The sequence below is a fragment of the Thalassospira sp. MCCC 1A02898 genome (genome assembly GCF_001618185.1).
Lineage (GTDB): Bacteria > Pseudomonadota > Alphaproteobacteria > Rhodospirillales > Thalassospiraceae > Thalassospira > Thalassospira tepidiphila.
Map to the genome: position 1 here is coordinate 723697 of NZ_LPXK01000001.1, position 26381 is coordinate 750077.

The window sequence follows — 26381 nt, forward strand, 5'->3', positions numbered from 1 at the left end:
TCAGGTTCTTACGACCCGGCTTGGTTCTTCAGGTCGGTCGAGAAACGATGAATGATCTGGCTCAGTTCAGCCGAGCGATCAGAAAGCTCGGCGGAGGCTGATTTCAGTTCATCGGCATCGTTGGTCGTGCCCTGGGCGTTCTTCATGGTTTCATCAACGCTTTGGGAAATCTGTTTCACGCCATCCGCACTGCGGTTGGCATTGCCCGAGATTTCCTGCGTTGCTGCACCCTGTTCTTCAATGGCCGCCGCAATTGCGGTTGATGCGCTTCGGACCTGTTCGATGGTTTCCGAAACCCGCGAAATGCCGGTGACCGCACGTTCGGTGCCATCAACAATGTCATTGATCTGGGCGGCGATTTCATCGGTCGCCTTGGCCGTCTGGGTGGCAAGGTTTTTGACCTCGTTTGCCACAACCGCAAAGCCTTTGCCTGCTTCACCCGCACGGGCAGCCTCAATGGTGGCGTTCAGCGCCAGAAGGTTGGTCTGACCGGCAATATCGTTGATCAGGCCAATGATTTCCTTGATCTTCTCAACGGTCTCGGACAGGCCGGCAACGTCATTTGACGCGCTCTGGCTTTCATCGGTTGCCCGTTCCACCGTGTTCGACATCTGCGAAATCTGAACGTTGATCTCGGTGATCGACGATGAAAGTTCCTCGGTCGCGGCGGCAACCGCATCGACGTTCTGGGAAACTTCACCGGCGGCGGATGCCACCTGCTGGCTCTGGCCCAGAATGCCATCCGCACTCTGTGACATGCTCACCGCAAGATCGGCACTGCGTTGAACCGAACGATCAACGGCCTTGGCGATACCACCGACTTCGCTTTCAAGCTTCTCGGCGATGGCGCGGATATTGCTGCGGCGTTCTTCTTCGGCTTTCTGTTTCTGAACCGCGGCATCGGCTTCAAGCTGCTGGGCCTGTGCCGACTTGTCACGCAGTGCCAGAACACCGGCGGCCATGTCGCCGATTTCAACGAACCGGGATTCGGTTTCGACCGGTGCCTTGTAATCGCCATCGGCAATCGTGCGAATGCTGCTGTTCAGGCCGACGATGCTGCGCGTGATCCGCGTGCCGACAAGCCAGGACAAAACACCGGCAATGATGATCGCGATAACGGAAATGATCGCAATGCGTTGCATGACAGAAATGAATTCTGCCTGAACATCATCCATATAGACGCCAGCGCCAAGGGCCCAGTTCCATTCCTTGATCGGGCGCACATAGGCGGCTTTCTCGATCAGTTTGTCACCTTCACCCGGCTTCTTGGTTTCATACAGGATCACATCGCCGCCTGCTTTGGCTGCGGCAACAATCATGTTGCGCACCTTGCTGTCGGGATTGCACTTGCCAACATCTTCCGGGCTCAGCGGATCAAGCTGCATGCAGTAATTATAATCGGTGGCATAGATATAGTTCTGCCCGTCAAACCGGTATGCATTGAGCACATCCAGGGCCGCAGCCTTGGCTTCGTCTTCGGTCATCTCGCCGCTTTTGGCTTTGGCGATATAATTATTGACGATCGTGACCGCACCCTCGGTCAAATTCGAAATCTGTTCAAATTTCGCATTTCGAAGACTGGTTTGATAGTTCAGGGCGACTGTGGCGATAATTGCCAGCAGCACCAAAAGGCAGATGGCGGGAATGGAAAATATCCCCGTGACGACCCGAAATCGCATGATTATCCCCTTCCAAGCGATTGTAGTGATCGCACTATATGCACATGATTTGAGAACCAAATGATTAATATTGCGTGCGATATTTGTTACATGGTTATGACGGTCACAAACCCCAATAACCGGGGGAATGCGTTTTTGCATGGCTGATCGGCGCGGGGATTGATTGACTTATGGTCAAATGCCCTGTATCACCCGGCTCATTCCTTCGCTTGCAAAGACAGAATGAGCTGTCAGGAACTGTATGAAAAGGCGAGGGCGGGTTCGGCGTGATGACGTCGATGCCTCACATCATTTGCCTCTCATGCAGGGTCCGACGCAGTGGCTGCTCTTTGCCGCGCACCGGTCATGACTTCGTTTGGGCAGGCACCCACAGGCGTTAACATGGCGCCGACCGGATAAACGAAGGACTTTCCTTTATGACGAATTTTAATGGGCTCAACCTGATCGAGCCCCTGCTGCGCAATGTTGAAGCTGCCGGTTTCTCCGCGCCGACCGAAATTCAGGCCGCGACGATTCCTGCACTTCTCGAAGGCAAGGACCTGATGGGTATTTCCCATACGGGTGGCGGTAAAACCGCTGCATTCTGCCTGCCGTTGCTGCAGCGTCTTGCCGAAAACCCGCAGCGCCCGAAACCGGGTCAGCCGCGCGCGGTTATTCTGGCACCGACCCGCGAACTGGCGACCCAGATCGGCCAGTGCCTGCGTGATTTCAAAAAAGGCATCCGCCTGTTTTCCTCTGTTGTCTTTGGTGGCTCCCCGATGGGCCCGCAGATTCAGGAACTGCGCCGTGGCGTTGATATCCTGGTTGCGACCCCGGGTCGTCTGCTTGACCACATGTCGCGCAACACGGTTCGTTTCGACGATGTCGAAGTCTTCATCCTTGATGAAGCCGACCGTATGCTTGACATGGGCTTCTCCGAAGACGTTCTGACTGTTGCTGAACTGCTTCCGAATGCGCATCAGACCGTGATGTTCTCGGCAACCATGCCGCCGGAAGTCAAACACCTGACCGACCGTCTGCTTAAAGACCCGGTCAAGGTTGAAACCGCACCGCAGTCCAGCGTGACCGAGCGCGTGACCCAGGTTGGCATGTTCGTGAAACGTCACGACAAGACCAAGCTGCTGGTTCAGCTGCTTAAACGTGACGAATCCGAACGCGTTCTGGTATTTACCAAAACCAAGGCAGATGCCGACGAACTGTCGTTCCAGCTGCGCGATGAAGGCATCGACAGCGATGCCATCCATGGCGACAAACAGCAGCGTATCCGTCAGAAAATCCTGCGTAACTTCCGCAATGGCAGTTTCCCGGTCCTGATTGCGACCGATGTTGCTGCACGTGGTATCGACGTTCCGGGTATTACCCACGTTGTGAACTATGATCTGCCGCAAGATGCCGAAAGCTATGTCCACCGTATCGGTCGTACCGGTCGTGGCAGTGCCGAAGGTATTGCGATTTCATTCTGCGAGCCGCGCGACATTCGCCTGCTTCGCAACATCGAACGCCTGATCAAACAGGACGTTAATATCGACGAAGATCACGAATTCCATGCTGCCCCGCCGCCCCGTTCGTTCGGTGCTGGTGCTGGCGGTCGTGGTGGTCGCGGTGGTCGTGGCTTCGGCGGCGGCGGTCGCGGTGGTTTCGGCGGCCGTGATGGCGGTCGGGGCCGTGGTGGCTTCGGCGGTGGTCGTGATGGCGGTCGCGATGGTGCCCGTGGTGACAATCGTGACGGTGGTCGCGGTCGTGGTTTCGGCGGCCCGCGTGACGGTGCCCGTGATGGTGCCCGTGCCGAAGGTGATCGCGCAGCCCGCGGTTTCGGTGGTCGTGATGAGGCACGCGATGGTGGCCGTGACGGCGCACGTCGTGACTTCAATGATCGTCCGCGTCGTGATGGCGGTGATTTCCGCAATGACCGCAAACCGCGCTTTGACAACGATGACCGTGCACCGCGCGGTGATCGTGAAGAGCGCAGTGGCGGCCGCGGTGGCAACTTCCGTCCCCGTGGTGAAGGTCGGGGCGAAGGTGGCAACCGTGACGAACGTCGCTTTGCCGACAAGCCGCGTGGTGATCGCGGCGGCAACTTCCGCGGTCGCGATGGTGGCCGTGATGGTGCCGGTGCGCGCGACGGTGCACGTCGTGACTTCAACGACCGTCCGCGTCGTGCCGAAGGTGGTCGCAGCGAAGGTCGCGGCGGCAACCAGGGCATGAAACGCCGTTCGGCATAATTCTGCCCCGCTGTATTGCGGGTACTGTATGGGGGCTGCGCCGGGGAACGGCATAGACGTTTACGTCATGCCGGTGCGCAGCACTTCACAGGAATATTGTTAAAGGGGGACCGGCTGGAAACAGCTGGTCCCTCGCTATTTTGGCCTGTGTTTCGCGCACGGGTTTGGAGCATTAATCTGTTTAGACCTATTCTGAAGTGGGGAATTGGTCTAAATTTACTAAACCTAAGCGTAAGGTATCTGTCCTGTGTGCCTCCGGGCTCGGAAATGCAGGCAGAGGAAGAGTGGTAATGATGAGCATCAGAATTGCATTTCTGGCCGTGCTTTTGGCGACCGTTGTTGGCTCGGAATCTGTGCGTGCACAGTCGGGCAAAAGCGGATCTGTTTCCGATGCCGACGGGCAGCGCGATTGTTCGCGTCTGGTTGCGTCGGGCAATCCGGATTACCCGCCCTATCTCTGGGTGGCCAAGGATGGCCAGACCCTGCAAGGTGCTGCTGCCGACTTTATCAAACGGGCCGGTGAACTGGCCGGTATTGAAGTCGATGTCGTCTATTCGGGCAACTGGGGCCGGGTGCAGCAACATATGCGCGACGGAACGATCGATCTGATCGCCGGTGCCTTCCTGACCCTGCCGCGTCTCGAATATATGGATTACTTCTATCCGGCCTTTCAGGGCACGCGCACCGTGATCTGGACGCATGACAATCTTGATCTGCGCTACAGCCAGTGGTCCGATCTTGTCGGGATCGATGGGCTGACCGTGATCAATAACAGTTTCGGGCAGGCGTTTGACACCTATGCCCGTCACAATCTGACCATCAGCGAAGTACCAAGCCTCGAACAGGGTTTGCAGATGCTCTCGCTTGGTCGGGCGGAATACCTGATTTACGAAGAATTCCCCGGCAAGGCCGTCGCCGCCCACGAAAACATCACCAATATCCGCAGCTACGACACCCCGGTCAGCACCGAAAACCTCTATCTGACCATGTCGCACAAATCGGAATGCAACACCGGCGAACTACGCGGCCGACTGTCGCGTGCCGTCTTCGATCTCGTCTCCCGCAATGTGATGACCGAAATGCTCGAAGCCAGCATCCAGGAATGGGGCGACCAGACCAACTGAGCCCAGACCAACCGAGGCCAGACCAACTGCGGCCAAACCAACTGGGGCCAGACTAACTGCGGCCAAACCAGCTAGGGTCAGACAAACCGCGGCTTGTCGCCGCGCCACACGCGGGATGCCTCTGTCGCACCCGTGGACGAACTCTCCCGATAATTGCGGCACCAAAAATATGAGGATTCCTCACATTTTATTTATGCCTCTGAAATCAAGGGGATTTTCCGCGGCCAGCGCGCGAACTGCAATCCGAAACCGTTGAATATTCGCAGCTCTACAGCGATTTGGTCTCGAGGCTGCCCGCCGCATCAAAAAAACCGGTATAGCTATGCGGATTTAATTTGACGTTAACGTTAACGTCAACTACAACAGAGTCGCGTCATATCCCGGTGTGCTTGATCCTCATCGCGCCGGTTTCACCACAGGATCGCGACATGGCCTCGTTTGAACCGCAAAATCCCGATTACGTCGCCGAAGTGCGCCGGCGTTTCGCCCAGCAGCCCTACAATCTGTCGATCGGGGCCGAGGTTTCTGATGTCAAGCCGGGCCGAGTCGAGGTGATTGTGCCAACGCGGCCTGATTTGTTGCAGCATAACGGCTATTTCCATGGCGGTCTGATCGCCGGGCTTGCCGATATCGCCGGTGGTTTCGCCGGCTGGAGTTTGGTTGAAGCTGATCAGGGCATGCTGACGATTGAATACAAACTCAACATCGTCGCGCCCGGTATGGGCGATCAGTTGCGCGCCGTCGGCGAGGTGGTTTCACGCGGTCGATCGATCATCGTCACCCGCATCGATGTCTTTGGTATGAGGAATACCGAAACGGTCCTCTGTGCGACCTCGCTTCAGACGCTCAAGGTGATGAAGCTTCCGCCGGAATTACTCACCAGCGCCGCATAATCGGGCTGATTATTCACTTTTATCAAATAACCAAATTGCGCAGGGCAGGAACAGTAACATGGCATTTTTCGACTTCCCCGGACTGAAATTCGATCTTGGCGAAACCGCGGAGGCAATCCGCGAAACCGTCTCGTCTTTTGCCGAGGCCGAAATCGCCCCGCGTGCGGCCGAGATTGATGCCAGCAACCAGTTTCCAAACGACCTTTGGCGTAAATTCGGCGATCTTGGCCTGCTGGGCATGACCGTGTCCGAAGAAGACGGTGGCACCGGCCTTGGGTATCTTGAGCACGTGATCGCCATGGAAGAAATCAGCCGTGCTTCGGCCTCGGTTGCTCTTTCATACGGCGCGCATTCCAACCTGTGCGTCAACCAGATCAAACGCAACGCCACGCCCGAACAAAAGGCTAAATACCTGCCCAAACTGATCAGCGGCGAACATATCGGGGCGCTGGCGATGAGCGAGCCGGGCGCAGGCTCAGACGTTGTGTCGATGAAGCTCAAGGCCGAGAAAAAGGGGGATCGTTACATCCTCAATGGCAACAAGATGTGGATCACCAACGGCCCGGATGCCCATACGCTGGTGGTCTATGCCAAAACCGATCCCGATGCCGGGCCCAAGGGCATTACCGCCTTTATCATTGAAAAGACGTTCAAGGGTTTCTCGACGGCGCAAAAACTCGACAAACTGGGGATGCGCGGGTCGAACACCTGCGAACTTGTATTCCAGGATTGCGAAGTGCCCGAGGAAAACATTCTGGGCCAGCTTAATGGCGGTGTGCGGGTTTTGATGAGCGGCCTTGATTACGAGCGTGCGGTTCTGGCCGCAGGCCCGACGGGCATCATGCGCGCCTGCATGGATGTCGTCGTGCCCTATATTCATGAACGCAAACAGTTCGGTAAGGCGATTGGCGAGTTCCAGCTGATGCAGGGCAAGATCGCCGATATGTACACCACCATGAATGCGTGTCGTGCCTATGTCTATGAAGTCGCCAAGGCGTGCGATCGCGGGGAAACATCGCGCAAGGATGCGGCAGGTGTGATTCTCTATGCTGCCGAAAAGGCAACCTGGATGGCGCTTGAAGCCATTCAGACGCTGGGCGGCAATGGCTATATCAATGAATATCCGACCGGCCGTTTGCTGCGCGATGCCAAGCTGTATGAAATTGGTGCCGGCACCAGTGAAATCCGCCGCATGCTGATTGGCCGCGAACTGTTTGGCGAAACCGCCTGAGTTCTGAGCTGAAACCCGAAAATTCGTCCCACGAACAAACGGACCCATACCATGAGCACTTCTGATCCTATCGTCTTTGTTTCCTGTGTCCGCACCGCGATGGGCGGATTGCAGGGGGATTTTGCCAGCGTGACTGCCGCCGAGCTGGGCGGTGTTGCCATCAAGGCAGCGCTTGAACGTGGTGGTATTGCCGCCGATGATATTGATGAAGTCATCATGGGCAATGTTCTGCCCGCCGGTCAGGGGCAGGCACCAGCCCGTCAGGCCGCCTGGCATGCTGGCATCCCGCGTGCGGCGGGGGCGACCACGATCAATAAGATGTGCGGATCGGGCATGAAGGCCGTGATGTTTGCCCATGATACGCTGGTCGCCGGTGGCGCCAATGTCATGGTGGTCGGCGGCATGGAAAGCATGACCAATGCGCCGTTCCTGCTTCCGAAAATGCGGTCGGGCCACAAATACGGTCATGACATGGTCTATGACCACATGGCGCTCGATGGGCTTGAAGATGCCTATGACAAGGGCCGTTCGATGGGCACCTTTGCCGAGGCAACAGCCGAAAAATACGGCTTCACCCGCAAAGAGCAGGATGACTATGCCATCACCTCCCTGACGCGGGCGCAAAACGCCGCCACGTCCGGCCATTTTGCCGATGAAATTACCCCGGTGACCTTTAATACCCGCAAGGGCGAAGTCACGATTGACGCCGACGAACAGCCGCCCAAGGCCAAACCTGAAAAAATCCCCACCCTGCGTCCGGCCTTTGCCAAGGATGGTACGGTCACAGCCGCCCATTCGGCATCGATTTCCGACGGCGCCGCGGCCCTTGTGATGATGCGCGCGTCGGAAGCCGAAAAGCGCGGGCTTAAGCCGCTTGCCAAGATCGTTGGTCAGTCGACCCACGCGCAAGAACCCTGCTGGTTCACCACGGCCCCGATTGATGCCATCAAAAAGGTGCTGGGCAAAACCGGCTGGTCGAAGGACGATGTCGATCTTTGGGAAATCAACGAAGCCTTTGCCGTGGTGGCAATGGCCGCCATCCGTGATCTGGAACTTGATCATGGCAAGGTCAATGTCCATGGTGGGGCCTGTGCGCTCGGCCATCCGATTGGTGCGACCGGTGCGCGGTTACTCGTAACCCTGATCCATGCGCTTAAAACTCATGGCGGGACCAAGGGTGTGGCGTCGCTTTGCATTGGTGGCGGTGAGGCCACGGCGGTTGCCATCGAGCTGCTTTAAGTTTTTGGTAAATTATGTGAACGAAGTTACGCCCCTGTGATCAGACCGTTCGGCTTTCTGATGACAGAAAACCGTGATCCTGCTATCGGAATTGCGGTTTTGGCGCAGGGGCGCGGCTGCTTGCGCGACACCAACACCGGGGTATCATAGTCAAGGGACAGCCATGCAAGATGTGTTGAGCCTGGCGGCGCAAAATCTTCTGTCGCCCATCGTTCTTTTCTTTGTTCTGGGGGTGGGGGCTGCCCTTGCGCGATCGGATCTGACGATCCCGGAAGCCGTCGCCAAAGGCATTTCGCTTTATCTTCTGTTTGCCATTGGCTTCAAGGGAGGGGTGGCGGTCTCAAATAACGGGATAGACCTGACACTTGGCATGACCCTGATGGCGGGCGTGATCCTGTCCTTTGTCTTGCCCTTCATTGCCTTTGCGCTTTTGCGCTGGATCTCGCAACTTAGCAGAACAGATGCCGCTGCGGTCGCAGGGCATTATGGCTCGATCTCGATCGTGACCTTTGTCGCGGCAACCTCGGTCCTGCAAAGTTCGGGCATCGTTGCAGAGGGTTACATGGTTGCGGTGGCTGCCGCGATGGAGGCACCTGCCATCTTCTCGGCCCTGCTGCTGGTGTCATCGGGTGGCAAGGGCCGGATGGATGGCGCGTTGATCCGTGAAATCCTGCTCAATGGTTCCATCGTCCTGCTGGTCGGCAGTTTCTCTATCGGCTGGATCACCGGTGCCGAAGGCATGGCCAAGATCGAAGCCCTGATTGTTTCGCCCTTCCAGGGGGTCCTGTGCCTGTTCCTGCTGGATATGGGGCTGGTTGCCGGGCGTGGCCTTAAGCAGGGGCGTGCGGTGCTGCGTCCGGGACCGCTTGTTTTCGGGATGTTGATGCCGGTGATTGGTTCGTGCCTTGGACTGGCGTTTGCGCTGATTATCGGCCTGTCGCTTGGTGGGGCAGTGTTGTTGATGGTTCTGGCCGCCTCGGCAAGTTATATCGCGGTGCCTGCGGCCATGCGTGTCGCCCTGCCAGAGGCCAATCCGTCGGTCTATCTTACGCTGTCGCTTGGCGTGACGTTCCCCTTCAACCTGACGCTTGGCATTCCGCTTTATCTTGCGATGGCCAGCGCCGTTCACGGAGGTTAATCCCATGGAAAAGCATGATGCCAAACGCGTGGCGATCATTATCGAAGCCATTATGGAAAGCCGCCTGCGTCAGGCGCTTGAGGGGGCGGGGGTTACCGGCTTTTCCGTGCTGCCAGTACTTGGCGGATCGGGTCGGTCAGGCAGCTGGAGCCGCGATGATACCGTGTCGCGGGGCGGCGGCATGGTTCAGGTGATCTGCATCATCCGTCCTGAGAAGCTTGACCGGATGCTTGAGGCCGCGTTCGAGGTGGTGGATCGTCATATCGGCGTTGTCACAATCAGTGACTGTCAGGTGCTGCGCGCGGATCGTTTCTAGGAACGTCAGGGTTTGGTTGTCTGCGAAACAAAGGAGATCGCACGTTTAGAACGGTTCAAAAGGTTGGAATGGGGGCTATCAACTTGGGCAATTTGGTCCTATTTTGTCGACAGCGTTATGACAGAATAGGGGACTTCGCGAGATGTCAAAGCCAACCGTTGATCGGATGCTTGCCGGGTTCAAGAGCTTTAAGGCGATGTATTATGATCAGCGCCCGGAACGCGTCGAGGACCTGGTCAATATGGGCCAGCGACCGGAAGTTCTTCTGATTGCCTGTTCTGATTCCCGCGTTGATCCCGCCATCCTGACCAATGCCGAACCGGGCGAAATGTTTGTCATCCGTAACGTGGCAAACCTTGTCCCGCCCTATGAGCCCGATGAGAATTACCACGGGACGTCGTCGGCGATCGAATTTGCGGTGCGTGATCTGAAGGTCAGGGACATCGTCATTCTGGGCCATTCGGCGTGCGGTGGCATGGAGGCTCTGGTCGAGCACGGCGAAGCGGGCAAGGTGCCGGACCGCGACTTTATCGGCGAGTGGGTCAGCATTTCGAAATGTTGTCTCGAACATGGCCCGGATGTCGACAAGGTATCGCGTCATTCGATCCGTAACTCGCTGCAAAACCTGATGTCGTTCCCGTTCATCAAGGAACGGGTCGAGGCCGGTGACCTCAAGCTGCATGGCTGGTGGTACGGCATGAAAGAAGGGATCCTGTGGCGCTTTGATGCCGCGCAGGACAAATTTGTTCAGGGCGAAGAGTAAGCCCGGTCTGATGAAAACGATCTTCTGATCGCAGGACCGGACATCGCCCGCTGAACGTAAAGTGGGAGGGTGGCCGTCATGCGGTTGGAAGAACATCAGATCATGGTGCGCGATACCGCGCGCGAGTTCGCCGAAAACGAACTCAAACCCAATGCCGCAAAATGGGACATCCACCATACCTTCCCGGCTGAGGCGATTGCCGGCCTGGGCGAGCTCGGCTTTTTGGGCATGCTGGTGCCTGACGAGTATGGCGGGGCGGGCATGGATCATGTCGCCTATGCGCTGGCACTTGAAGAAATTGCTGCTGGTGACGGCGCGACCTCGACTATCATGTCGGTGCATAACTCTGTTGGCTGCATGCCGATCCTGAAATTCGGGACAGAGGTACAAAAGCAGGAATTCCTTATCCCGATGGCGCGCGGCGAAAAGATCGGGGCGTTCTGCCTGACCGAACCGCAGGCGGGATCAGATGCCAGTGCGCTGCGCACCCGGGCGGTGCGCGATGGCGATCATTGGGTTCTGAATGGCGCCAAGCAATTCATCACATCGGGGTCCGAGGGTGATGTCGCCATCGTCTTTGCCGTCACCGACCCGGATGCCGGCAAGCGCGGCATTTCCGCCTTTATCGTGCCGACCGATACGCCGGGATATGTTGTTTCACGGGTTGAGGAAAAGCTTGGACAGAATGCCTCGGATACCTGCCAGATCACCTTTGTTGAATGCCGGGTGCCAGCCGAGAACATGCTGGGCGAGGAAGGCCAAGGCTACAAGATTGCGCTTGCCAACCTTGAAGGCGGGCGTATCGGCATTGCCGCCCAGTCGGTCGGTATGGCACGTGCGGCGTTCGAGGCGGCGAAGGATTACGCCAACGAACGCGAAACCTTCGGCAAGAAAATCATTGAACATCAGGCAGTGGCGTTTCGTCTGGCCGATATGGCCACCAAGATCGATGCCGCCCGGTTGCTTGTCCATCGCGCCGCTGCCTTGCGCGATGATCACAAGCCATGCCTGACCGAGGCCTGCATGGCGAAAATGTTTGCGTCTGAAATCGCCGAGGAAGTCTGCTCGAGCGCCATTCAGATCCATGGCGGATACGGCTACCTCAAGGACTTCCCTGTCGAGCGCATCTATCGCGATGTGCGGGTTTGCCAGATCTATGAAGGTACGTCTGATATCCAGCGGATGGTGATTGCCCGGGCGTTGGCGGATTGACGAGGCTGCGTGTCCGCTTGCGGGCATGCCAAAACAAAACACCCCGAACCGCGAGAATATCGTGGTCCGGGGTGTTTGCGTAGATTAGATGATTTCAGGATGTTGCCGTATGGGGTCTCAGAACTGGTATTGCAGGCCGATCATGATTTCATGCGCCCGCAGGTCGAACCGGGTTGCTTCAAGTTTGGTCGCGGTCGCGCCATTGACAAACTCGTCACCGCCGCGCACTTCTCCCATGTCGAGGTAGCGGTAGGACAGATCCAGCGTCCACTGATCGGATATCGCGTATCCGACGCCTGCGCCAATCTGCCAGGCAAGGTCGTTATGCGTATCGCCACGAATGAAAGTGCTGTCAGGGAAAAAAAGCTTTTCTGTTTTGTTCCGCGCCCAACCAATGCCGCCTTGCAAGTAGGGGGAAAAGGCACCTGCATCAACACCGGCAATGCTCAACGGATCGACATAAACATTCATCATCGTCGTCCAGTTGGACGTCTCGAAAGCGCCGCTATTTAGCTTATTACTGGGCTTGTTTGGAGTGCCGTCCGCATCACGATAGTCATCTGCTGCGGATAGTCGGGCACCATACGATACCGTGATGTCGGTCCGTAGATAGTCCGTAAGATTCAGTCCGGCACCGATCTGGTAACGCTGGCCTTTATAACTTGTCAATTCGACTGTGTCGCGCTCAGCACTGTCGAAAAAGTCGTCTTGATCATCAATGGTCATGGAATAGCCAAGGTCAGCACGCAGGTATGGGGTGAGTAGCCATTCCTCCGCGGTTGCTGAGTTGCTTACTCCGACAAGACCAAGTGCCAGCAGGGCGGCGACCACAGCGGGCCGGCGTCTTAATCTGTAGGGTTTCAGTGTCAGCAAATGCGATAACATTGACATGTATCCTAATGACTTAAGTGAATTGATCAGTTTTGCTGAATGTAAACGTTCGGGTTGATCATAGCACTAAGAAAATTGGCGCTCGTCATAAATCGTCAGGATATCAAAGGTTGCAAACCTAGCGGCGGGCTAAAAGCCCGTGCTTTTCCAACAATCTGCGGAACTGATGATAGTTCAGATCAAGCGCCTTGGCAGCCTCGGTCTGGTTGTTGGCGTTTTGGCGCAGGGCCTGTTCAAGCAGCTTGATTTCGAAATTGGCGACCTGTGTTTTGAAGTCGATATTTGCGTCTGGTTCGGGCGTATAGACCTCTGCCGCAGGTGTCGGTGTGTCACGGTCGGTCTCAGACCAGATGTCCTCAAACGGATCGATGGTGATGTGGGCCAGCGGGGTTTCGTCGTCCTCGGACAGGTAAATGCTGCGTTCAACCGCATTGCGCAGTTCGCGGATGTTGCCGGGCCAGGGATGGCGGAGAAGCTGTTCGGCGGCATTGCGCGAGAAACCGGGAAAAACGCTGCGGCCCAGGCGTTTGGTCATCTCAAGCGCGAACTGTTCGGCCAGCAAGAGTATATCATCAGACCTTTGGCGGAGCGGCGGGACTGCGATGACATCAAAGGCGAGGCGGTCCAGCAGATCGGCGCGGAACCTGTTGGTTTTGGCCAGTTCGCGCAGGTTTTCATTTGTCACACCAATGACGCGGGTATCAACTTCGATGACTTCGGAGCCACCGACACGCTCGATCTCGCCATACTCAACAACACGCAAAAGCTTTTCCTGCACCACGGGGCTTGCGGTGGCGATTTCATCCAGGATGATGGTGCCACCATGCGCACGTTCGAACCGCCCGATATGGCGTTTGGTCGCCCCGGTAAACGCCCCGGCCTCGTGCCCGAACAGTTCGGTGTCGAGCAGGGTTTCAGACAGGGCGGCGCAGTTGACCTTGACCAGCGGTCCACCCCAGCGGCGCGACAGATAGTGCAGGCGGGCGGCAATCAGTTCCTTTCCCGAGCCGCGTTCGCCAATCACCAGACACGGGCGTTCAATCGGCGCCAAGCGTGAAACATGTTCAAGGGCGGCCAGAAAAACGGGGTCTTCGCCCAATATCGGTTGCAAGCTATCCATTTCGCGAAAAACGTTATCGAAAAACGTAATTATTGTCGCGATAAAAGTTAAATAAAAAGTCTGATGATTAATTAAGTCATTGATTTTAGGGAATTTCAAAACTGGCACGGCATTTGAAATACAGAGTGCAGAATTTTGTGCGTCCCCGATTAATTAAGGAGATCAGACAATGGGCGTGTTTTCGCGTTTGTCCGATATCGTAAATGCCAACATCAACTCGCTTCTGGATCGTGCCGAAGATCCGGAGAAAATGGTGCGGTTGATGATCCAGGAAATGGAAGACACCCTGGTTGAGGTGCGTTCCGCCGCCGTCAAGGCGATTGCCGACAAGAAGGAAGTAGAGCGCAAGCTCAAGAAACTTCATGACGGTCAGGTCGAATGGGACACCAAGGCAGAGTTTGCTGTTTCCAAGGGCCGTGATGATCTGGCCAAGGGCGCACTGATGGCGCGCCGTCGTCTGGCCGATCAGAGCCTTGTGCTTGAGCGCGAACTGGAAGTGATCGAGGAAACCCTTGGCAAGTATGACGAGGACCTCAACAAGCTTCAGAACAAGCTGAACGAAGCCAAGGCGAAACAGCGTACGGTTGAAATCCGCATGCAGACGGCTGAAAAGCGTGTCAAAATGAAAGAAAAGCTGCATTCCGGTCAGATCGACGAAGCGCTTCTGCGTTATGAGCAGATGGAACGCCGGATTGACGAGCTTGAAGCGAGTGCGGACTCTTGGGACCTTGGTCGCGGACAGAGCCTTGAGGAACAGTTCGAAGACCTTGAGGCCGAGCTCGGGATCGAGGATGATCTTAAGGAACTGAAAGCACGCGTGAAAAGCGACGCGAAAAAAGACAAATAAGTAACGGGTTTTCGTGTTTTGACGTTTGAACCTGCTTGAAAGAACGAGATGTCGAATATGTGGGCGATTGCCGTACCTCTTATCGTTTTGATCACCGTTGTTGGCCCGGTTTGGGTGGTGTTTCATTACATCACGGTTTGGAAACGCATGAAGGCCGAGCAACGCCCGCAAAGCCCGGAACAGACAGCCCGCGAAAAGGAAGCGGTGGCGGGTCTGAAACAGCGGGCAAAGCGACTCGAAACGCGTGTCGAAACACTTGAACGCCTGTTAGATGCCGAGGTTGCCGAATGGAGGAACAGGATATGACTGCTCAGCAAGCTACTGCCGGAGACGGTTTTGGGCGCAGTCACAAAAGACGCTCGCGCTGTGGATGTGGTTCACGGCACAACCCGGACGGTTCCAGGCGTCATGGTGTGATCGGCCGTACCACGCGCGGCATTTCAGAAGCCTTTGGCATTCCGCGCAAAGGGGTGCTGATTGCCTTCATTCTGGTTCTGATCTTCAGCTTCCCGGTCGGATTGATGCTGTTTGGTCTGGCGTGGGCCTATGTCCATCATCCGCAGTGGTTTGATGCTCTGCGCGGCAAAGTGCGCGGTGCCGGTCAAAGCACATCGGCCGGACGTGCCGCCCGCCAGAACAACAGCACGGCCGATGCCGCAAACGAGCGCCCGACGGTTGGTGTTGATTATGAAGAAAGCTGGATGGAAGACCTGCGCGAGCAGTTTGACGATCTGGAACGGCGCACCGGTTCGATGGAAGGCTTTGTCGCATCTGGCGATTACCGGATGGCATCCGAATTCAAAAAGATGAAAGAGGATGACGACGCCAGCAAGGCCGATAAAGACACCAAGCCGGACGATACCAAAACGGATGGGCCAAAGGCCTAAGCACGAGCAGAGCATTTTGACGAGATTGACGGCGGTTTTATCAGCTACCCCAAATCCCCCCTCGCGTTAGCACGGGTCTTGACCCGAAGAACCGTCGTCAAACATCAAACCGGACTTCTCAGGAGGTCCGGTTTTTCTTTTGTTTGCAGGTTCTTGCGGCAAAACCCCCAAATAGCGTTTATCACTATACCTAATTTAAAGGTTTTTCCGGCAATGTCGGAAAAATTGCCCATATAGTGCGCTATAGGGCAGGCAGCTTTTGGGGAGCACCATATGACGACCATGATCGAGCATCCTGGCGAACAGGATTTTCTGCATCGTTTGATGCTTGATAACCCGTGGTGGGATGGCGTTACCGATGATCAGGTGCAAGGCCTGCCGCAACGGGCGTTTTTCAAGCGGTTCTGGGCGGCAATTGAAAAGAATGACGGCCAGAAGGCGGTTGTTCTGACCGGCCCGCGCGGGGTCGGCAAGACCGTGATGATGCGTCAGGCCGTGGCAGAACTTTTGAATGCCGACACGCCGCGTCGCCATGTTTGCTATATCTCGCTTGAACATCCGCTGTTTCTTGAGGTCGACCTGCCGCGTTTGCCGAAGCTGCTGCGCTCCATGCGCGGTATTTCGGCCGATCATCCGCTTTGGCTGTTTATCGACGAGGTGTCCTATCAGCGCGACTGGGAGGCCAGCCTGATCAAGTTGCTGGCGGCCGATCCGATGTTACGCGTGGTGGCGGTCAGTGCATTGGCGCCGGCTGGGGATAATGCGGAATATATCCAGAGCCTGTTTTTGCCCCCCTTCAGCTTTGCCGAATATCTTGAGCAAAAGGGCATCGCGCCGAGTGATGTTTTGCCCGAAACGCCAAATGTCGGGCGCTATACCGCCGATGTGCCAGACGGGTTGGTGGCACTCAACGATCTGTTTGAGGATTACATCAACGAAGGCGGTTTTCATGCCGCCAATGGCGAGGCCGGGGCCATTCACCGGTCGCTTCATTCGGATTTGCCGGGCCTGCATGGCATTTCAAGCCCGTCGGATTTGCATCGGTTGTTTGCGCTTTTGGCCTATAACACCGGTTCGGAATTTTCGATTGAGGGGTTGGCGCGCGAGCTTGATATCGCCAAGAACACGCTTCGGCGGTATCTTGAATATCTTGAAAGTGCCTGGCTGGTGCGCCGTCTTGAACGGGTCGATCAGGACGCCAAACCGTTTCAGCGCGCGGTGGCGTTCAAGGTGCACCTTATTCATCCGGGCTTGCGCACCGGTTTGATTGGCGTTCGGGCATCTGACAGTGCGACGATCACACGGTTGGCAGAAACCGCGATCCAGACCCAGTTCCTGACATCAAGTGTCGGGATGGAAAGCCTGTATTACGCCCGTTGGGGGCAATATGAGGTGCCGTTTGTCTTCCTTGATCGCCGATCCGGCACGCCGCTTTTTGCATATCATTGCCTGTGGCGCGATGAGCCGATCCGCAAACCCAAGGAAATCCGCGCCCTGGTCAATTTCCGGGGCAGTCATGCCTTGCCGCTGGGCGCGTTTGTCCTGACCAAGGCGCAATGGCATGGCGGGAAGCTTGGCGGGGTGCCGATGCGTTTTGAGCCGGCCAGCGTGCTGGCCCTTCGTATCGGACTTGAATTTTCGCAGCTTTGATGTGTGGCGCGCGGGGAGGGAGGTCTTTGATGACTGGGTTTTTACGGTTTTGCCTCTGCTTTTTTGCCGGGATGGTGTTGCCGGGGATTGCGTTTGCGCAGGCACAGGTTGCCTGCCCGGCCGATCCGCATTGGAGTAACACCACACCGCCGATCAATATCGAGCATGTCTTTTGCGGCGAGGTCGATGGCAATCGGGCCAAGGGATTTCATTCCCGCCCGGACGGTATTAATCCGGCAAGCGTTGCGGATGTAAAGATCACGCAAGAACCCAATGCCAGTGGCGTTTATGGCGCGACCATCACACTGGTGAACCCCGATGGACCCAACCCATCGAAGTTTTCAACCATTTACCCCGACACATGCAGTCAGGCGGAGGTCGAGAAATCCATTATTTATGCCTATGACCATCAGGTGGCTTGCCCGACCGGTGCGCCGCATTGGGCATCCTGCGGGTTCAACCGACCCGAAGGCGGATCGGTGGCGGGTGCCGGATATTGCGTTGGCCCGTCGGAAGACGTGCGTTTTTACATCGCCTTTGCCACCCTCAGTCACGGGGCAAATGCGGGCAATATTAACACGGCCTTTCCGCTATATTGAGCAAGGGTGGCAAACGGCAGGTGATGAAAGACTTTTATAATGACAACCGGTGATTTCCCGCTGCCCGATTGGCCGGGCAAGGTTGACGATGATCCGGGGCATGACCGGATTGCAGCTTGTCTTGTGATGGATATCGGGCGTGCGGACCAATGGGCGGGTGAGGTGCTTTTGCGGGTTGGCAAGGTGCGCCAAGGTCTTGAAGCCTCTTGGGAAATGGCGATGAATGCCTACATCTTGAAGGTCGGGCCGGACACAACCGAGATCGCGCCGGTTTATGACGAAGCGGGTGAAAGCCCGGTAACGGTCCGTACCAATGACCTTGAGGCGGCGCTGAGGGCCTGGATATCAAAGCTCTCGGAAAGTCCGGATTAACCGGGCGGAAAGCAATTTGCCCGAAGCTGGGCGTGGTTGGACAGGATGAGTAAAGCGATTTGAACCCGGCATTCTGGCGTATTCCCGCATGTGCGATGGCGATATTGGCGGTGGCATTTGTCATGTCCGCGAGCCATCCCGCATTGGCGCAAAGCGCAAGCACCAAGGACGCGCCATCTGATCCGCTGGAAAAATTCCTGCATCAATATGTTGAGCATGCTGGACTTCCCGGCGCGGTGGTGGCGATTGGCTATGGCGAAGGCAATGTGCGCTATGCCGCGACCGGTTATGCCAGTGTCCGGCCCGAAACCGGCATGACGCGGGATCGGCAGTTTTATATCGGATCGCTGACCAAGATGATGACGGCGGTTGTGACCTTGCAACTGGCATCGGAAAAGCGGATTGATCTGGCCGATCCGATTGGCAAATACCTGCCCGAGGCCTTCCGTGATCGCATTGCCAATGCCGATCGTGCGACCATTCGTGATTTGCTGCGCAACAGTTCGGGCATTCCTGATTATCTGGATGGGGAGTTCTTTTTCGAGCTGGTCGGGCGTGACCCGCAGCATGGCTGGCGCAATGTCGAGCTGTTGCCGTTGATTGCCGATCGGGAAGCCTATTTTGCGCCGGGAACAAACTATGCGCCGTCCAACAGCAATTTCATCCTCCTTGGCGTGATGATCGAGGCGGTCGAGGGTGACCATATCGAGGCAGTGTTTAACCGGCGGATTTTCGAACCGGTGGAGATGATCAACACATCCTTTGGTCGATTTCCAAGGCCCGCATCGCTTGCCCGGGGCTTTGATGATGCCAATGGCGACGGGCAGCTTGAAGACGTCACGGATTACGATGTCGGCGATCAACTGGCCGATGGCGGGGTGATTTCAACGACGGAAGATTTGGTCAAATTTGCCCGTGCGCTTTTTGTTGATGGTGTGCTGTTGGGCCCGAATGCCATTGAACGGGCAACAACGGACACCGTTTTTGCCGGTGACGGGTCTTATGGCTATGGGCTTATGATCGGCTCAAGCGACTGGGGCCCGGTCTGGGGCCATGACGGCATCTATTTCGGCTATTCCGCCGAGTTTTCCTGGTTCCCGGAACAGGACACGGTGGTGGTGTTTCTGGCCAATGGCCGGGCGCTCAATGAAGTGCCATCCGTGACCAGCATGCTGATGACCGGTTTGTTCGGCAAGCCGGAATAGGGCTACCCGCCCACAATGCTAACAATTGCCTGCTTGCGGCGGGCTCACTATGCCGCGGCGCAAAAAAGTGGCTTGCAGTGAAAAGCGAGTTTGGGTAATTTTCGTAAAAATAAATATCAAATATTGTACGAATATTATCAAACGGGAGATTCCTGATGGCTGCAGCCCCACGTCCGCGCCGCTCTGTTTTGTATATGCCGGGTTCCAATGTGCGTGCCCTTGAAAAGGGCAAAAGCCTTCCGGCCGACGGGCTTATTCTGGATCTTGAGGATGCGGTGGCACCCGATGCCAAGGATAGCGCGCGGGGTCAGATTGTGAGCGCGCTTTCCGAGGGCGGCTATGGCAAACGCGAAATCCAGATCAGAACCAATGGCCTGAACACGCCGTGGGGCTATGCCGATATCGTTGCGGCGTCCAAAACATCGGCGGATGCCATTCTGCTGCCCAAGGTCGAAAGTGCCGATACGGTGCGACAGGTCGCCAATATCATGGAGGCCGAAGGCGCGCATGCAGGCATGACCATCTGGTGCATGATGGAAACGCCGCTTGCGATGCTTAATGCCAAGGAAATTGCCGGGGCGCACCCGCGTTTGGGCGGGTTTGTCATGGGGACGTCCGATCTTGCCAAGGATCTGAACTGTGCGCATACCCCGGACCGTCTGCCGATGGTGACAAGCCTTGGTCTGTGTCTGTTGGCGGCACGCGCCTATGGGCTTGCGATCCTTGATGGTGTGCATCTTGATCTGTCCGACGATGCCGGCTTTGCCGCATCCTGCAAACAGGGGCGCGAGTTTGGCTTTGATGGCAAGACGCTTATTCATCCCAAAACCATTGCAGCGGCCAACGAAGCCTTTGCCCCGGCAGAGGCCGAGATCGAATGGGCGCGTAAAATCATAGCTGCGCACGAAGAAGCCAGTGCGGCGGGCAAGGGTGTTGTCGTGGTCGATGGCAAACTGATTGAAAATCTGCATGTGGTGTCGGCCAAGAAACTGGTTGCGATGGCAGATTTGATTGCGGAAATGGACGCTGCCTGAGGGCAGCAACGCCATCAGACAAGACGGGTCGCGCCGAGTAACGAAAATGGCTGCAAGCAAGACAGCCAAACTGGCGCGCACCGGTGTTTTACAGAAAATCCGGCCTTTCAGGGAGGCAATCGAATGTCAAAGACCAACCCGGGCAATTATTTTGAGGATTTCCAGATCGGACAGGAAATCCGCCATGCCACCCCGCGCACAATCACAAGCGGGGATGTTGCGCTGTATACCGGGCTTTATGGTCCGCGCTTTGCTGTGCAGTCGTCGGACGAGTTTGCCCAAAGCATCGGTTACAAGGCCGCACCCGTCGATGACCTGTTGGCGTTTCACATGGTGTTTGGCAAGACGGTGCCCGATGTATCGCTGAATGCCGTGGCCAATCTGGGCTATGCCGGGGGCGTGTTTGGTGTTCCGGTCTATCCCGGCGATACGGTCAGTTCGGTTTCGACCGTGACCGGGATCAAGGAAAACTCCAACGGCAAGACCGGTGTGGTGTATGTCAATTCCGTCGGGCGCAATCAGCGCGGCGAGATGGTGCTTGATTACAATCGTTGGGTCATGGTGCGCAAACGTGATGAAAGTGCCCCGGCCCCGGAAACGGTTCTGCCGGAATTGCCCGGCGTGGTCGCGCCCGAGGCATTTCAGATCCCGGTCGGGCTTGATGTATCGGGCTACTCGACCGAGCTTTCCGGATCACCGCATCGCTGGGATGACTATTATGTCGGCGAGAAGATCGATCATGTCGATGGCATGACCCTGGAAGAGGCCGAACATCAGATCGCGACCCGGCTTTATCAAAACACCGCCAAGGTTCATTTCGATCAGGTCGCGGCCAATGGCGGACGGTTTGGCAAGCGCTTGATTTATGGCGGGCATATCATTTCGCTGTGCCGTGCCCTGTCATTCAACGGGCTTGGCAACGCGTTCCGGATCGCCGCAATCAATGCCGGGGCGCATGCCAATCCGGCCTTTGCCGGGGATACGATTTTTGCCTGGTCGGAAGTCTTGGGCAAGTTTGAGGTGCCCGGTCGTCGTGATCTGGGGGCGCTTCGCCTGCGCCTTGTCGCGGTCCGCGATCGTCAGGCCAGTGACTTCCCGCTGAAAGACGCGGATGGCAAATACCAGTCTGATGTGTTGCTTGATTTCGACTACACGGTGCTGATCGCGCGCTGACTCGTCATAAATCCTGGGGTGGCTTAACTTTTCGTTTGGCTGCGCCAGGGTAATTTCGCCGCGCGCCTGGGCCCGGTCTTGATCGGGTGAGGGCGCATTCATATGTGTTTGCAATAAATAAGACCCGATCCGCTGGCAGTTTCCTTGCGTAAGAAGGTCTAATTGTGCGATTGCTAAAAGCACGTTACGCCGTAAGTGAATGACCCGTGTCCTTCGCAGCGCCCTTCCCGCAGGGTGTTTACGGTGTCTGAGAGGTCAACCTACGTAGTTTAACGGAGGCAGTTGAGGCGTTTTGTCACTGATTTCTTTGGTTTACAAAGGGGTTCAGATTGACTCAAACCCGCTGCATGGGTAAATAAACCCTGCTTTCCCGCCAGCTACTTTGAGAAGAGGCAATTCCGCTATGAGCAAAGCCAATCGGCCGCTGTCTCCGCACTTGCAGGTGTACCGGCTTCCGATGACGGCAAAGATGTCCATCTCCTTCCGCGTGATGGGTGTCGGCCTTGCCATTGGTTTCGTATTTTTGGCGTCCTGGCTGATTGGTGCCGGCGCTGGTCGTGAAGCCTTTAACGGCTATCACGGATTTTTCACCTCGTGGTTTGGTCTGCTGCTGCTGTTCGGTTGGACGGCGGCGTTTTATTACCACGCCTGCAACGGGATCCGTCACCTTGTCTGGGATACCGGTCGCGGCCTGACGAATGAGGGTGCTGCCAAAGGCAACCCGATCGTCCTTGGCGCGGCAGTCGTGCTGACCATTCTCACCTGGATCATCGGTCTGGCCTAAGGCCGGGCAAGAGGGGACAACTTGTCATGAAGATGCAATCCGATCTGGGCCGTGTCCGCGGTCTCGGTTCTGCCAAAAGTGGCTCTTCGCACTGGTGGACCCAGCGCGTTACGGCTGCTGCAAACCTTCCGCTCGGCATCTGGTTCATTGTTTCTATACTTGCCGGGCACACGGCGAATTACGATGCCGTTCACGCTTGGTTGAGCTCGTATTTCCATTCAACCATGATGATCCTGATGATCGTCAGCGTTGCCGTGCACTTCACGCACGGCCTGCAGGTTGTGATCGAAGATTATGTGCATAACCGTAAAGCAGAAGTGATCTCGCTGATGCTGATCAAGGCGGTCGCAGCGTTCTTGTCTGTGGCGGCCATCGTATCAGTCCTGCGTATCGTTTTTGCCGGAGCCTGAGCCAATGAGTGAATCTTATAAAATTATCGACCATAACTACGACGTCGTTGTTATGGGTGCGGGTGGCGCGGGTTTGCGCGCGACACTGGGTACGGTTGAAGCCGGCCTGAAAACCGCATGTATCACCAAGGTCTTCCCGACCCGTTCGCACACCGTTGCTGCCCAGGGCGGTATCGGTGCATCGCTTGGCAACATGTCCGAGGATCACTGGCAGTGGCATATGTATGACACCGTCAAGGGTTCGGACTGGCTCGGTGACCAGGACGCGATCGAATATATGTGCCGTAACGCCGTTCCGGCGGTTCATGAACTTGAACATTACGGCATGCCGTTCTCGCGGACCGAAGATGGCAAAATCTATCAGCGCCCGTTCGGTGGCCACACCCGTGACCACGGCAAGGCGCCGGTTGAACGTGCCTGTGCCGCAGCTGACCGTACCGGTCACGCCATGCTGCACACCCTGTATCAGCAGTGCCTGAAGCACAAAGCGGAATTCTTTGTCGAATATATCGCCCTTGATCTGATCATGGACGAAGACGGTTCGTGCAAAGGTCTGGTGGCCTGGGATCTCGATACCGGTGAGCTGCATCGCTTTAACGCCAAGATGGTCATTCTGGCATCTGGCGGTTATGGCCGTGCGTTCTTTAGCTGCACCTCGGCCCATACCTGCACCGGTGACGGTCATGGCATGGTGGCCCGTGCGGGTCTTGGCCTGCAGGACATGGAATTCGTTCAGTTCCACCCGACCGGCATTTACGGTTCAGGCTGCCTGATTACCGAGGGTGCCCGTGGTGAAGGTGGTTATCTGACCAACTCCGAAGGCGAGCGTTTCATGGAACGTTATGCCCCGACCGTTAAGGACCTTGCATCGCGTGACGTTGTTTCGCGCGGTATGGCACAGGAAATCCGTGATGGTCGTGGTGTTGGCGAACACGGCGAATACATCCACCTGCACCTTGAACATCTTGGTTCGGAAGTGCTGTGGGAACGTCTGCCGGGTATTACCGAAACCGCGAAAATCTTTGCCGGTGTTGATGCGACCAAGGAACCGATCCCGGTCCTGCCGACGGTCCATTACAACATGGGCGGTATTCCAACCAACTATAAGGGCGAGGTTCTGCGCCCGACCGCCAAAGACCCGAACGCGATTGTTCCGGGCCTGATGGCGGCTGGTGAAGCAGCCTGCGTTTCGGTCCACGGTGCGAACCGTCTGGGTACGAACTCGCTGCTTGACCTTGTTGTGTTTGGTCGTGCGTGCGGTATGCATGCCGCCGAAGTGGTCGATTCCAAGGCATCCTTCAAGGAGCTTAAAACCACCGATGGCGACGAGGCGATTGCACGCTTTGACCGTCTGCGCTGGGCAAAAGGTTCGCGTCCGACGGCTGATATCCGTCTGGAAATGCAGCGCGTCATGCAGGGTAACTGCGGCGTGTTCCGGACCTCGGAAATCCTTAAAGAAGGCAAGGACAAGCTTTCTGAAACCGCCAAGACGCTTCCCGACGTCGGTGTTTCGGATCGCTCCCTCATCTGGAACTCGGACCTGGTCGAGACTCTCGAGCTTGAGAACCTGATGACCTGTGCCGCTGCAACCATGAATTCGGCAGAAGCGCGTCATGAATCGCGTGGTGCACATGCCCACGAAGATTTCCCGAAGCGTGATGACGAAACCTGGATGAAGCACACGATTGCGACGGTCGACACCGAGAAGGGCTATGGCGTTGATCTGACCTATCGTCCGGTCAACAACTTCACGCTCACCGATGAAGTGTCGTATATCGAGCCGAAAGAGCGCGTCTATTAAGGCGCGGCAAGAGAGGATTTGAGAGATGGTAGAATTCAATCTTCCCGCCAATTCGGTCGTCAAAGAGGGCAAAACGTTCTCTGCGCCGGCTGACGCGAAGAATGTCCGTGCGTTCAAGATTTACCGTTTTGACCCGGACAGTGGCGACAACCCGCGTACCGACACCTATGACATCGACCTCGACAAATGTGGGCCGATGGTTTTGGACGCGCTGATCAAGATCAAGAACGAGATCGACGCGACGCTTACTTTCCGCCGTTCCTGCCGTGAAGGCATTTGCGGTTCGTGCGCGATGAACATCGATGGCCGTAACACGCTTGCGTGTCTCAAGCCGATCGAAGACATCAAGGGCGAAGTAAAGATCTATCCGCTGCCGCATATGCCAGTCGTCAAGGATCTGGTGCCGGATCTGTCCCAGCCTTATGCGCAGCTCGCATCGATCGAGCCGTGGCTCAAGGCCGACAGCCCGACCCCGCCGGATGGCGAACGTCTGCAGTCGCGTGAAGAACGTGCCAAGCTTGATGGTCTTTGGGAATGCATTCTGTGCTTCTCCTGCTCGACCGCGTGCCCGTCTTATTGGTGGAACTCCGACCGTTACCTCGGCCCGGCTGTTCTGCTGCAGGCATATCGCTGGTTGGCAGACTCGCGTGACGAATATACCGGTGAACGTCTCGACGCACTCGAAGATCCGTTCCGCCTGTATCGTTGCCACACGATCATGAACTGCACCAACACCTGCCCGAAAGGCCTGAACCCGGCGCTTGCGATCACCGAAATCAAAAAGATGATCGCAGAACGCCGCGCGTAAAGCCGCAGGCTTGTAACTCTGATATTGGCGTTTAACGCCAGCTTGTTAAAGCCGCCGAGGATCCTTGATCCCGGCGGCTTTTTCTTTTGGTCGCATGATGTTAACCCCACAATTACCCAAATACGCTATGATGGCGTCTGGCTTTCTGCACCAGTATGGGAATGACAACCTTGATTGACCGCCACCCGTTTCATTTCAGATCAACGCGTTTCGTAATGGTTGCCGGCATGATGCTTGGCCTTGCCGCCTGTGGGGAAACCGCCCCGAAGTGGGAAGCGCAGGATATGTTTGCTGCGCCCACCGAGCAAAAGGTTGATGATCGCTATCGGGCGATGATTGATTTCAAGGCCATGGCGCGCGATGCGGCGGGCAAGGAATATGCCGCCGGGCCGAATGCCACGGTGATTGGCGCGGTCGAGGAAGCGGTTGCCATGTGCCAGCAGGCCGATGCGCAAGGATGCAAGGCGGTGCGGGTCGGGCTGACCTGGGTGGATGGGCTTGATCAAAGTGCGATTGAAAGCGTGATCACATCTTACCGCGATACCATGACGGCCGAGGCTTATCAGGCGGCAGGGCAGGGCAATATGGGGGCGGCCAACTGGCTGGCCTATCATTATGCGGTGCGCGGCGAAAACCTGCAGGAGGCCGAGCGCCTGTCAAAGCAAGCCTTGCAGGTGGCCCCCGATGATGCCGGTGCGCTCGATACCTATGGATTGATCCTGTATCGACAAGGCCGCTATCAGGAAGCCGAAGAAGTCTTTATCCGTGCCAACAAGGCGATGCCAACGGCCGAGCATATCGCGCATTTCGCCGATAATGCGCTGGCGATGGGCAAGACTGAAATGGCACGGGCAGCCTATCAGCGTGCATTGGAGGCGGGTGCGGGTCCGGTATTGTCCCAGACCATTCAGAAGCGCTTGCTGGCTCTGGACCTGAACGGTGGGGCGGCGGCCCCGGCGCAGTGACAAGTATCAGCAACAGGA

Annotated in this window: 26 protein-coding genes; 23 read left to right on the forward strand and 3 right to left on the reverse strand. The window is 56.6% G+C overall.

What is annotated here, in order from left to right:
• Positions 1-8 precede the first annotated feature (8 nt).
• Entirely contained in the window at positions 9-1679 is a 1671-nt protein-coding gene (locus tag AUQ41_RS03315; protein WP_063086704.1) for a methyl-accepting chemotaxis protein, read from the reverse strand.
• A gap of 416 nt (positions 1680-2095) precedes the next feature.
• On the opposite strand from AUQ41_RS03315, the gene AUQ41_RS03320 reads away from it, so the two are divergent.
• The 9 genes from AUQ41_RS03320 to AUQ41_RS03360 all read left to right on the forward strand — a co-directional run bounded on the left by AUQ41_RS03320 (position 2096) and on the right by AUQ41_RS03360 (position 11817).
• Complete coding sequence (locus AUQ41_RS03320) at positions 2096-3901, forward strand: DEAD/DEAH box helicase (protein WP_063086706.1); 1806 nt, start codon at positions 2096-2098, stop codon at positions 3899-3901.
• Positions 3902-4191: 290 nt separating this feature from the next.
• Entirely contained in the window at positions 4192-5025 is an 834-nt protein-coding gene (locus AUQ41_RS03325; protein ID WP_063086708.1) for an ABC transporter substrate-binding protein, read from the forward strand.
• A 428-nt stretch (positions 5026-5453) separates the two neighbouring features.
• A complete protein-coding gene (locus AUQ41_RS03330) occupies positions 5454-5918 on the forward strand; it encodes a PaaI family thioesterase (RefSeq protein WP_008888483.1) in 465 nt (154 codons plus the stop codon).
• A 58-nt stretch (positions 5919-5976) separates the two neighbouring features.
• The gene (locus tag AUQ41_RS03335; protein ID WP_063086710.1) at positions 5977-7149 is read left to right on the forward strand and encodes an isovaleryl-CoA dehydrogenase; all 1173 of its coding nucleotides are present in this window, start codon (positions 5977-5979) and stop codon (positions 7147-7149) included.
• Positions 7150-7200: 51 nt separating this feature from the next.
• Entirely contained in the window at positions 7201-8388 is a 1188-nt protein-coding gene (locus AUQ41_RS03340; protein ID WP_063086712.1) for an acetyl-CoA C-acyltransferase, read from the forward strand.
• 163 nt (positions 8389-8551) lie between these two features.
• Positions 8552-9526, forward strand: coding sequence for a sodium-dependent bicarbonate transport family permease (locus AUQ41_RS03345; protein ID WP_063086714.1), 975 nt, complete (start codon positions 8552-8554; stop codon positions 9524-9526).
• Positions 9527-9530: 4 nt separating this feature from the next.
• Complete coding sequence (locus AUQ41_RS03350; RefSeq protein WP_007088811.1) at positions 9531-9842, forward strand: hypothetical protein; 312 nt, start codon at positions 9531-9533, stop codon at positions 9840-9842.
• A gap of 142 nt (positions 9843-9984) precedes the next feature.
• Positions 9985-10605 (forward strand): carbonic anhydrase, encoded by a 621-nt coding sequence (locus AUQ41_RS03355; protein WP_008888479.1) that lies wholly within the window; start codon positions 9985-9987, stop codon positions 10603-10605.
• A gap of 78 nt (positions 10606-10683) precedes the next feature.
• The gene (locus AUQ41_RS03360; RefSeq protein ID WP_063086852.1) at positions 10684-11817 is read left to right on the forward strand and encodes an acyl-CoA dehydrogenase; all 1134 of its coding nucleotides are present in this window, start codon (positions 10684-10686) and stop codon (positions 11815-11817) included.
• A 117-nt stretch (positions 11818-11934) separates the two neighbouring features.
• On the opposite strand, the gene AUQ41_RS03365 is transcribed toward AUQ41_RS03360, so the two are convergent.
• Together AUQ41_RS03365 and pspF are read right to left on the reverse strand one after the other, a co-directional pair.
• On the reverse strand, positions 11935-12702 hold the full coding sequence (locus AUQ41_RS03365) for an outer membrane protein (protein ID WP_168173388.1): 768 nt from the start codon (positions 12700-12702) through the stop codon (positions 11935-11937).
• Between the two features lie 124 nt (positions 12703-12826).
• The gene (pspF, locus tag AUQ41_RS03370; RefSeq protein WP_063086718.1) at positions 12827-13828 is read right to left on the reverse strand and encodes a phage shock protein operon transcriptional activator; all 1002 of its coding nucleotides are present in this window, start codon (positions 13826-13828) and stop codon (positions 12827-12829) included.
• 169 nt (positions 13829-13997) lie between these two features.
• On the opposite strand from pspF, the gene pspA reads away from it, so the two are divergent.
• From pspA to AUQ41_RS03440, 14 genes are all read left to right on the forward strand, one after another.
• Positions 13998-14675: a phage shock protein PspA gene (gene pspA / locus AUQ41_RS03375; RefSeq protein WP_008888471.1), complete on the forward strand. Its 678-nt coding sequence runs from the start codon at positions 13998-14000 to the stop codon at positions 14673-14675.
• Positions 14676-14723: 48 nt separating this feature from the next.
• On the forward strand, positions 14724-14981 hold the full coding sequence (pspB, locus tag AUQ41_RS03380) for an envelope stress response membrane protein PspB (RefSeq protein ID WP_232308297.1): 258 nt from the start codon (positions 14724-14726) through the stop codon (positions 14979-14981).
• A gap of 107 nt (positions 14982-15088) precedes the next feature.
• Positions 15089-15562, forward strand: a complete 474-nt coding sequence (locus tag AUQ41_RS03385; RefSeq protein ID WP_063086720.1) for a hypothetical protein — start codon at positions 15089-15091, stop codon at positions 15560-15562.
• A gap of 273 nt (positions 15563-15835) precedes the next feature.
• Positions 15836-17212 carry an ATP-binding protein gene (locus tag AUQ41_RS03390; RefSeq protein ID WP_063086722.1) on the forward strand — a complete coding sequence of 459 codons (1377 nt, stop codon included), beginning with the start codon at positions 15836-15838 and terminating at the stop codon, positions 17210-17212.
• Between the two features lie 29 nt (positions 17213-17241).
• Positions 17242-17811 carry an EndoU domain-containing protein gene (locus AUQ41_RS03395; protein WP_168173387.1) on the forward strand — a complete coding sequence of 190 codons (570 nt, stop codon included), beginning with the start codon at positions 17242-17244 and terminating at the stop codon, positions 17809-17811.
• Positions 17812-17850: 39 nt separating this feature from the next.
• A complete protein-coding gene (locus AUQ41_RS03400; RefSeq protein ID WP_063086727.1) occupies positions 17851-18183 on the forward strand; it encodes a hypothetical protein in 333 nt (110 codons plus the stop codon).
• A gap of 122 nt (positions 18184-18305) precedes the next feature.
• Positions 18306-19388, forward strand: a complete 1083-nt coding sequence (locus AUQ41_RS03405; protein WP_232308298.1) for a serine hydrolase — start codon at positions 18306-18308, stop codon at positions 19386-19388.
• Between the two features lie 155 nt (positions 19389-19543).
• A complete protein-coding gene (locus AUQ41_RS03410) occupies positions 19544-20422 on the forward strand; it encodes a CoA ester lyase (protein WP_063086729.1) in 879 nt (292 codons plus the stop codon).
• A 123-nt stretch (positions 20423-20545) separates the two neighbouring features.
• Entirely contained in the window at positions 20546-21595 is a 1050-nt protein-coding gene (locus AUQ41_RS03415; RefSeq protein WP_063086731.1) for a MaoC family dehydratase, read from the forward strand.
• A gap of 403 nt (positions 21596-21998) precedes the next feature.
• A complete protein-coding gene (sdhC, locus tag AUQ41_RS03420) occupies positions 21999-22379 on the forward strand; it encodes a succinate dehydrogenase, cytochrome b556 subunit (protein WP_008888453.1) in 381 nt (126 codons plus the stop codon).
• Positions 22380-22405: 26 nt separating this feature from the next.
• Entirely contained in the window at positions 22406-22789 is a 384-nt protein-coding gene (gene sdhD / locus AUQ41_RS03425; RefSeq protein WP_008888452.1) for a succinate dehydrogenase, hydrophobic membrane anchor protein, read from the forward strand.
• Between the two features lie 4 nt (positions 22790-22793).
• Entirely contained in the window at positions 22794-24590 is a 1797-nt protein-coding gene (sdhA, locus tag AUQ41_RS03430) for a succinate dehydrogenase flavoprotein subunit (protein ID WP_063086733.1), read from the forward strand.
• 25 nt (positions 24591-24615) lie between these two features.
• Complete coding sequence (locus AUQ41_RS03435) at positions 24616-25398, forward strand: succinate dehydrogenase iron-sulfur subunit (protein ID WP_008888450.1); 783 nt, start codon at positions 24616-24618, stop codon at positions 25396-25398.
• Between the two features lie 161 nt (positions 25399-25559).
• Complete coding sequence (locus AUQ41_RS03440) at positions 25560-26363, forward strand: tetratricopeptide repeat protein (RefSeq protein WP_232308299.1); 804 nt, start codon at positions 25560-25562, stop codon at positions 26361-26363.
• Positions 26364-26381: the final 18 nt, after the last annotated feature.

Coding starts and splice junctions, on each gene's coding strand:
- AUQ41_RS03315 (WP_063086704.1), bottom strand. CDS start 1,679: ATGCGATTTCGGGTCGTCACGGGGATATTTTCCATTCCCGCCATCTGC.
- AUQ41_RS03320 (WP_063086706.1), top strand. CDS start 2,096: ATGACGAATTTTAATGGGCTCAACCTGATCGAGCCCCTGCTGCGCAAT.
- AUQ41_RS03325 (WP_063086708.1), top strand. CDS start 4,192: ATGATGAGCATCAGAATTGCATTTCTGGCCGTGCTTTTGGCGACCGTT.
- AUQ41_RS03330 (WP_008888483.1), top strand. CDS start 5,454: ATGGCCTCGTTTGAACCGCAAAATCCCGATTACGTCGCCGAAGTGCGC.
- AUQ41_RS03335 (WP_063086710.1), top strand. CDS start 5,977: ATGGCATTTTTCGACTTCCCCGGACTGAAATTCGATCTTGGCGAAACC.
- AUQ41_RS03340 (WP_063086712.1), top strand. CDS start 7,201: ATGAGCACTTCTGATCCTATCGTCTTTGTTTCCTGTGTCCGCACCGCG.
- AUQ41_RS03345 (WP_063086714.1), top strand. CDS start 8,552: ATGCAAGATGTGTTGAGCCTGGCGGCGCAAAATCTTCTGTCGCCCATC.
- AUQ41_RS03350 (WP_007088811.1), top strand. CDS start 9,531: ATGGAAAAGCATGATGCCAAACGCGTGGCGATCATTATCGAAGCCATT.
- AUQ41_RS03355 (WP_008888479.1), top strand. CDS start 9,985: ATGTCAAAGCCAACCGTTGATCGGATGCTTGCCGGGTTCAAGAGCTTT.
- AUQ41_RS03360 (WP_063086852.1), top strand. CDS start 10,684: ATGCGGTTGGAAGAACATCAGATCATGGTGCGCGATACCGCGCGCGAG.
- AUQ41_RS03365 (WP_168173388.1), bottom strand. CDS start 12,702: ATGTTATCGCATTTGCTGACACTGAAACCCTACAGATTAAGACGCCGG.
- pspF (WP_063086718.1), bottom strand. CDS start 13,828: ATGGATAGCTTGCAACCGATATTGGGCGAAGACCCCGTTTTTCTGGCC.
- pspA (WP_008888471.1), top strand. CDS start 13,998: ATGGGCGTGTTTTCGCGTTTGTCCGATATCGTAAATGCCAACATCAAC.
- pspB (WP_232308297.1), top strand. CDS start 14,724: ATGTCGAATATGTGGGCGATTGCCGTACCTCTTATCGTTTTGATCACC.
- AUQ41_RS03390 (WP_063086722.1), top strand. CDS start 15,836: ATGACGACCATGATCGAGCATCCTGGCGAACAGGATTTTCTGCATCGT.
- AUQ41_RS03395 (WP_168173387.1), top strand. CDS start 17,242: ATGACTGGGTTTTTACGGTTTTGCCTCTGCTTTTTTGCCGGGATGGTG.
- AUQ41_RS03400 (WP_063086727.1), top strand. CDS start 17,851: ATGACAACCGGTGATTTCCCGCTGCCCGATTGGCCGGGCAAGGTTGAC.
- AUQ41_RS03405 (WP_232308298.1), top strand. CDS start 18,306: ATGTCCGCGAGCCATCCCGCATTGGCGCAAAGCGCAAGCACCAAGGAC.
- AUQ41_RS03410 (WP_063086729.1), top strand. CDS start 19,544: ATGGCTGCAGCCCCACGTCCGCGCCGCTCTGTTTTGTATATGCCGGGT.
- AUQ41_RS03415 (WP_063086731.1), top strand. CDS start 20,546: ATGTCAAAGACCAACCCGGGCAATTATTTTGAGGATTTCCAGATCGGA.
- sdhC (WP_008888453.1), top strand. CDS start 21,999: ATGAGCAAAGCCAATCGGCCGCTGTCTCCGCACTTGCAGGTGTACCGG.
- sdhD (WP_008888452.1), top strand. CDS start 22,406: ATGAAGATGCAATCCGATCTGGGCCGTGTCCGCGGTCTCGGTTCTGCC.
- sdhA (WP_063086733.1), top strand. CDS start 22,794: ATGAGTGAATCTTATAAAATTATCGACCATAACTACGACGTCGTTGTT.
- AUQ41_RS03435 (WP_008888450.1), top strand. CDS start 24,616: ATGGTAGAATTCAATCTTCCCGCCAATTCGGTCGTCAAAGAGGGCAAA.
- AUQ41_RS03440 (WP_232308299.1), top strand. CDS start 25,560: ATGACAACCTTGATTGACCGCCACCCGTTTCATTTCAGATCAACGCGT.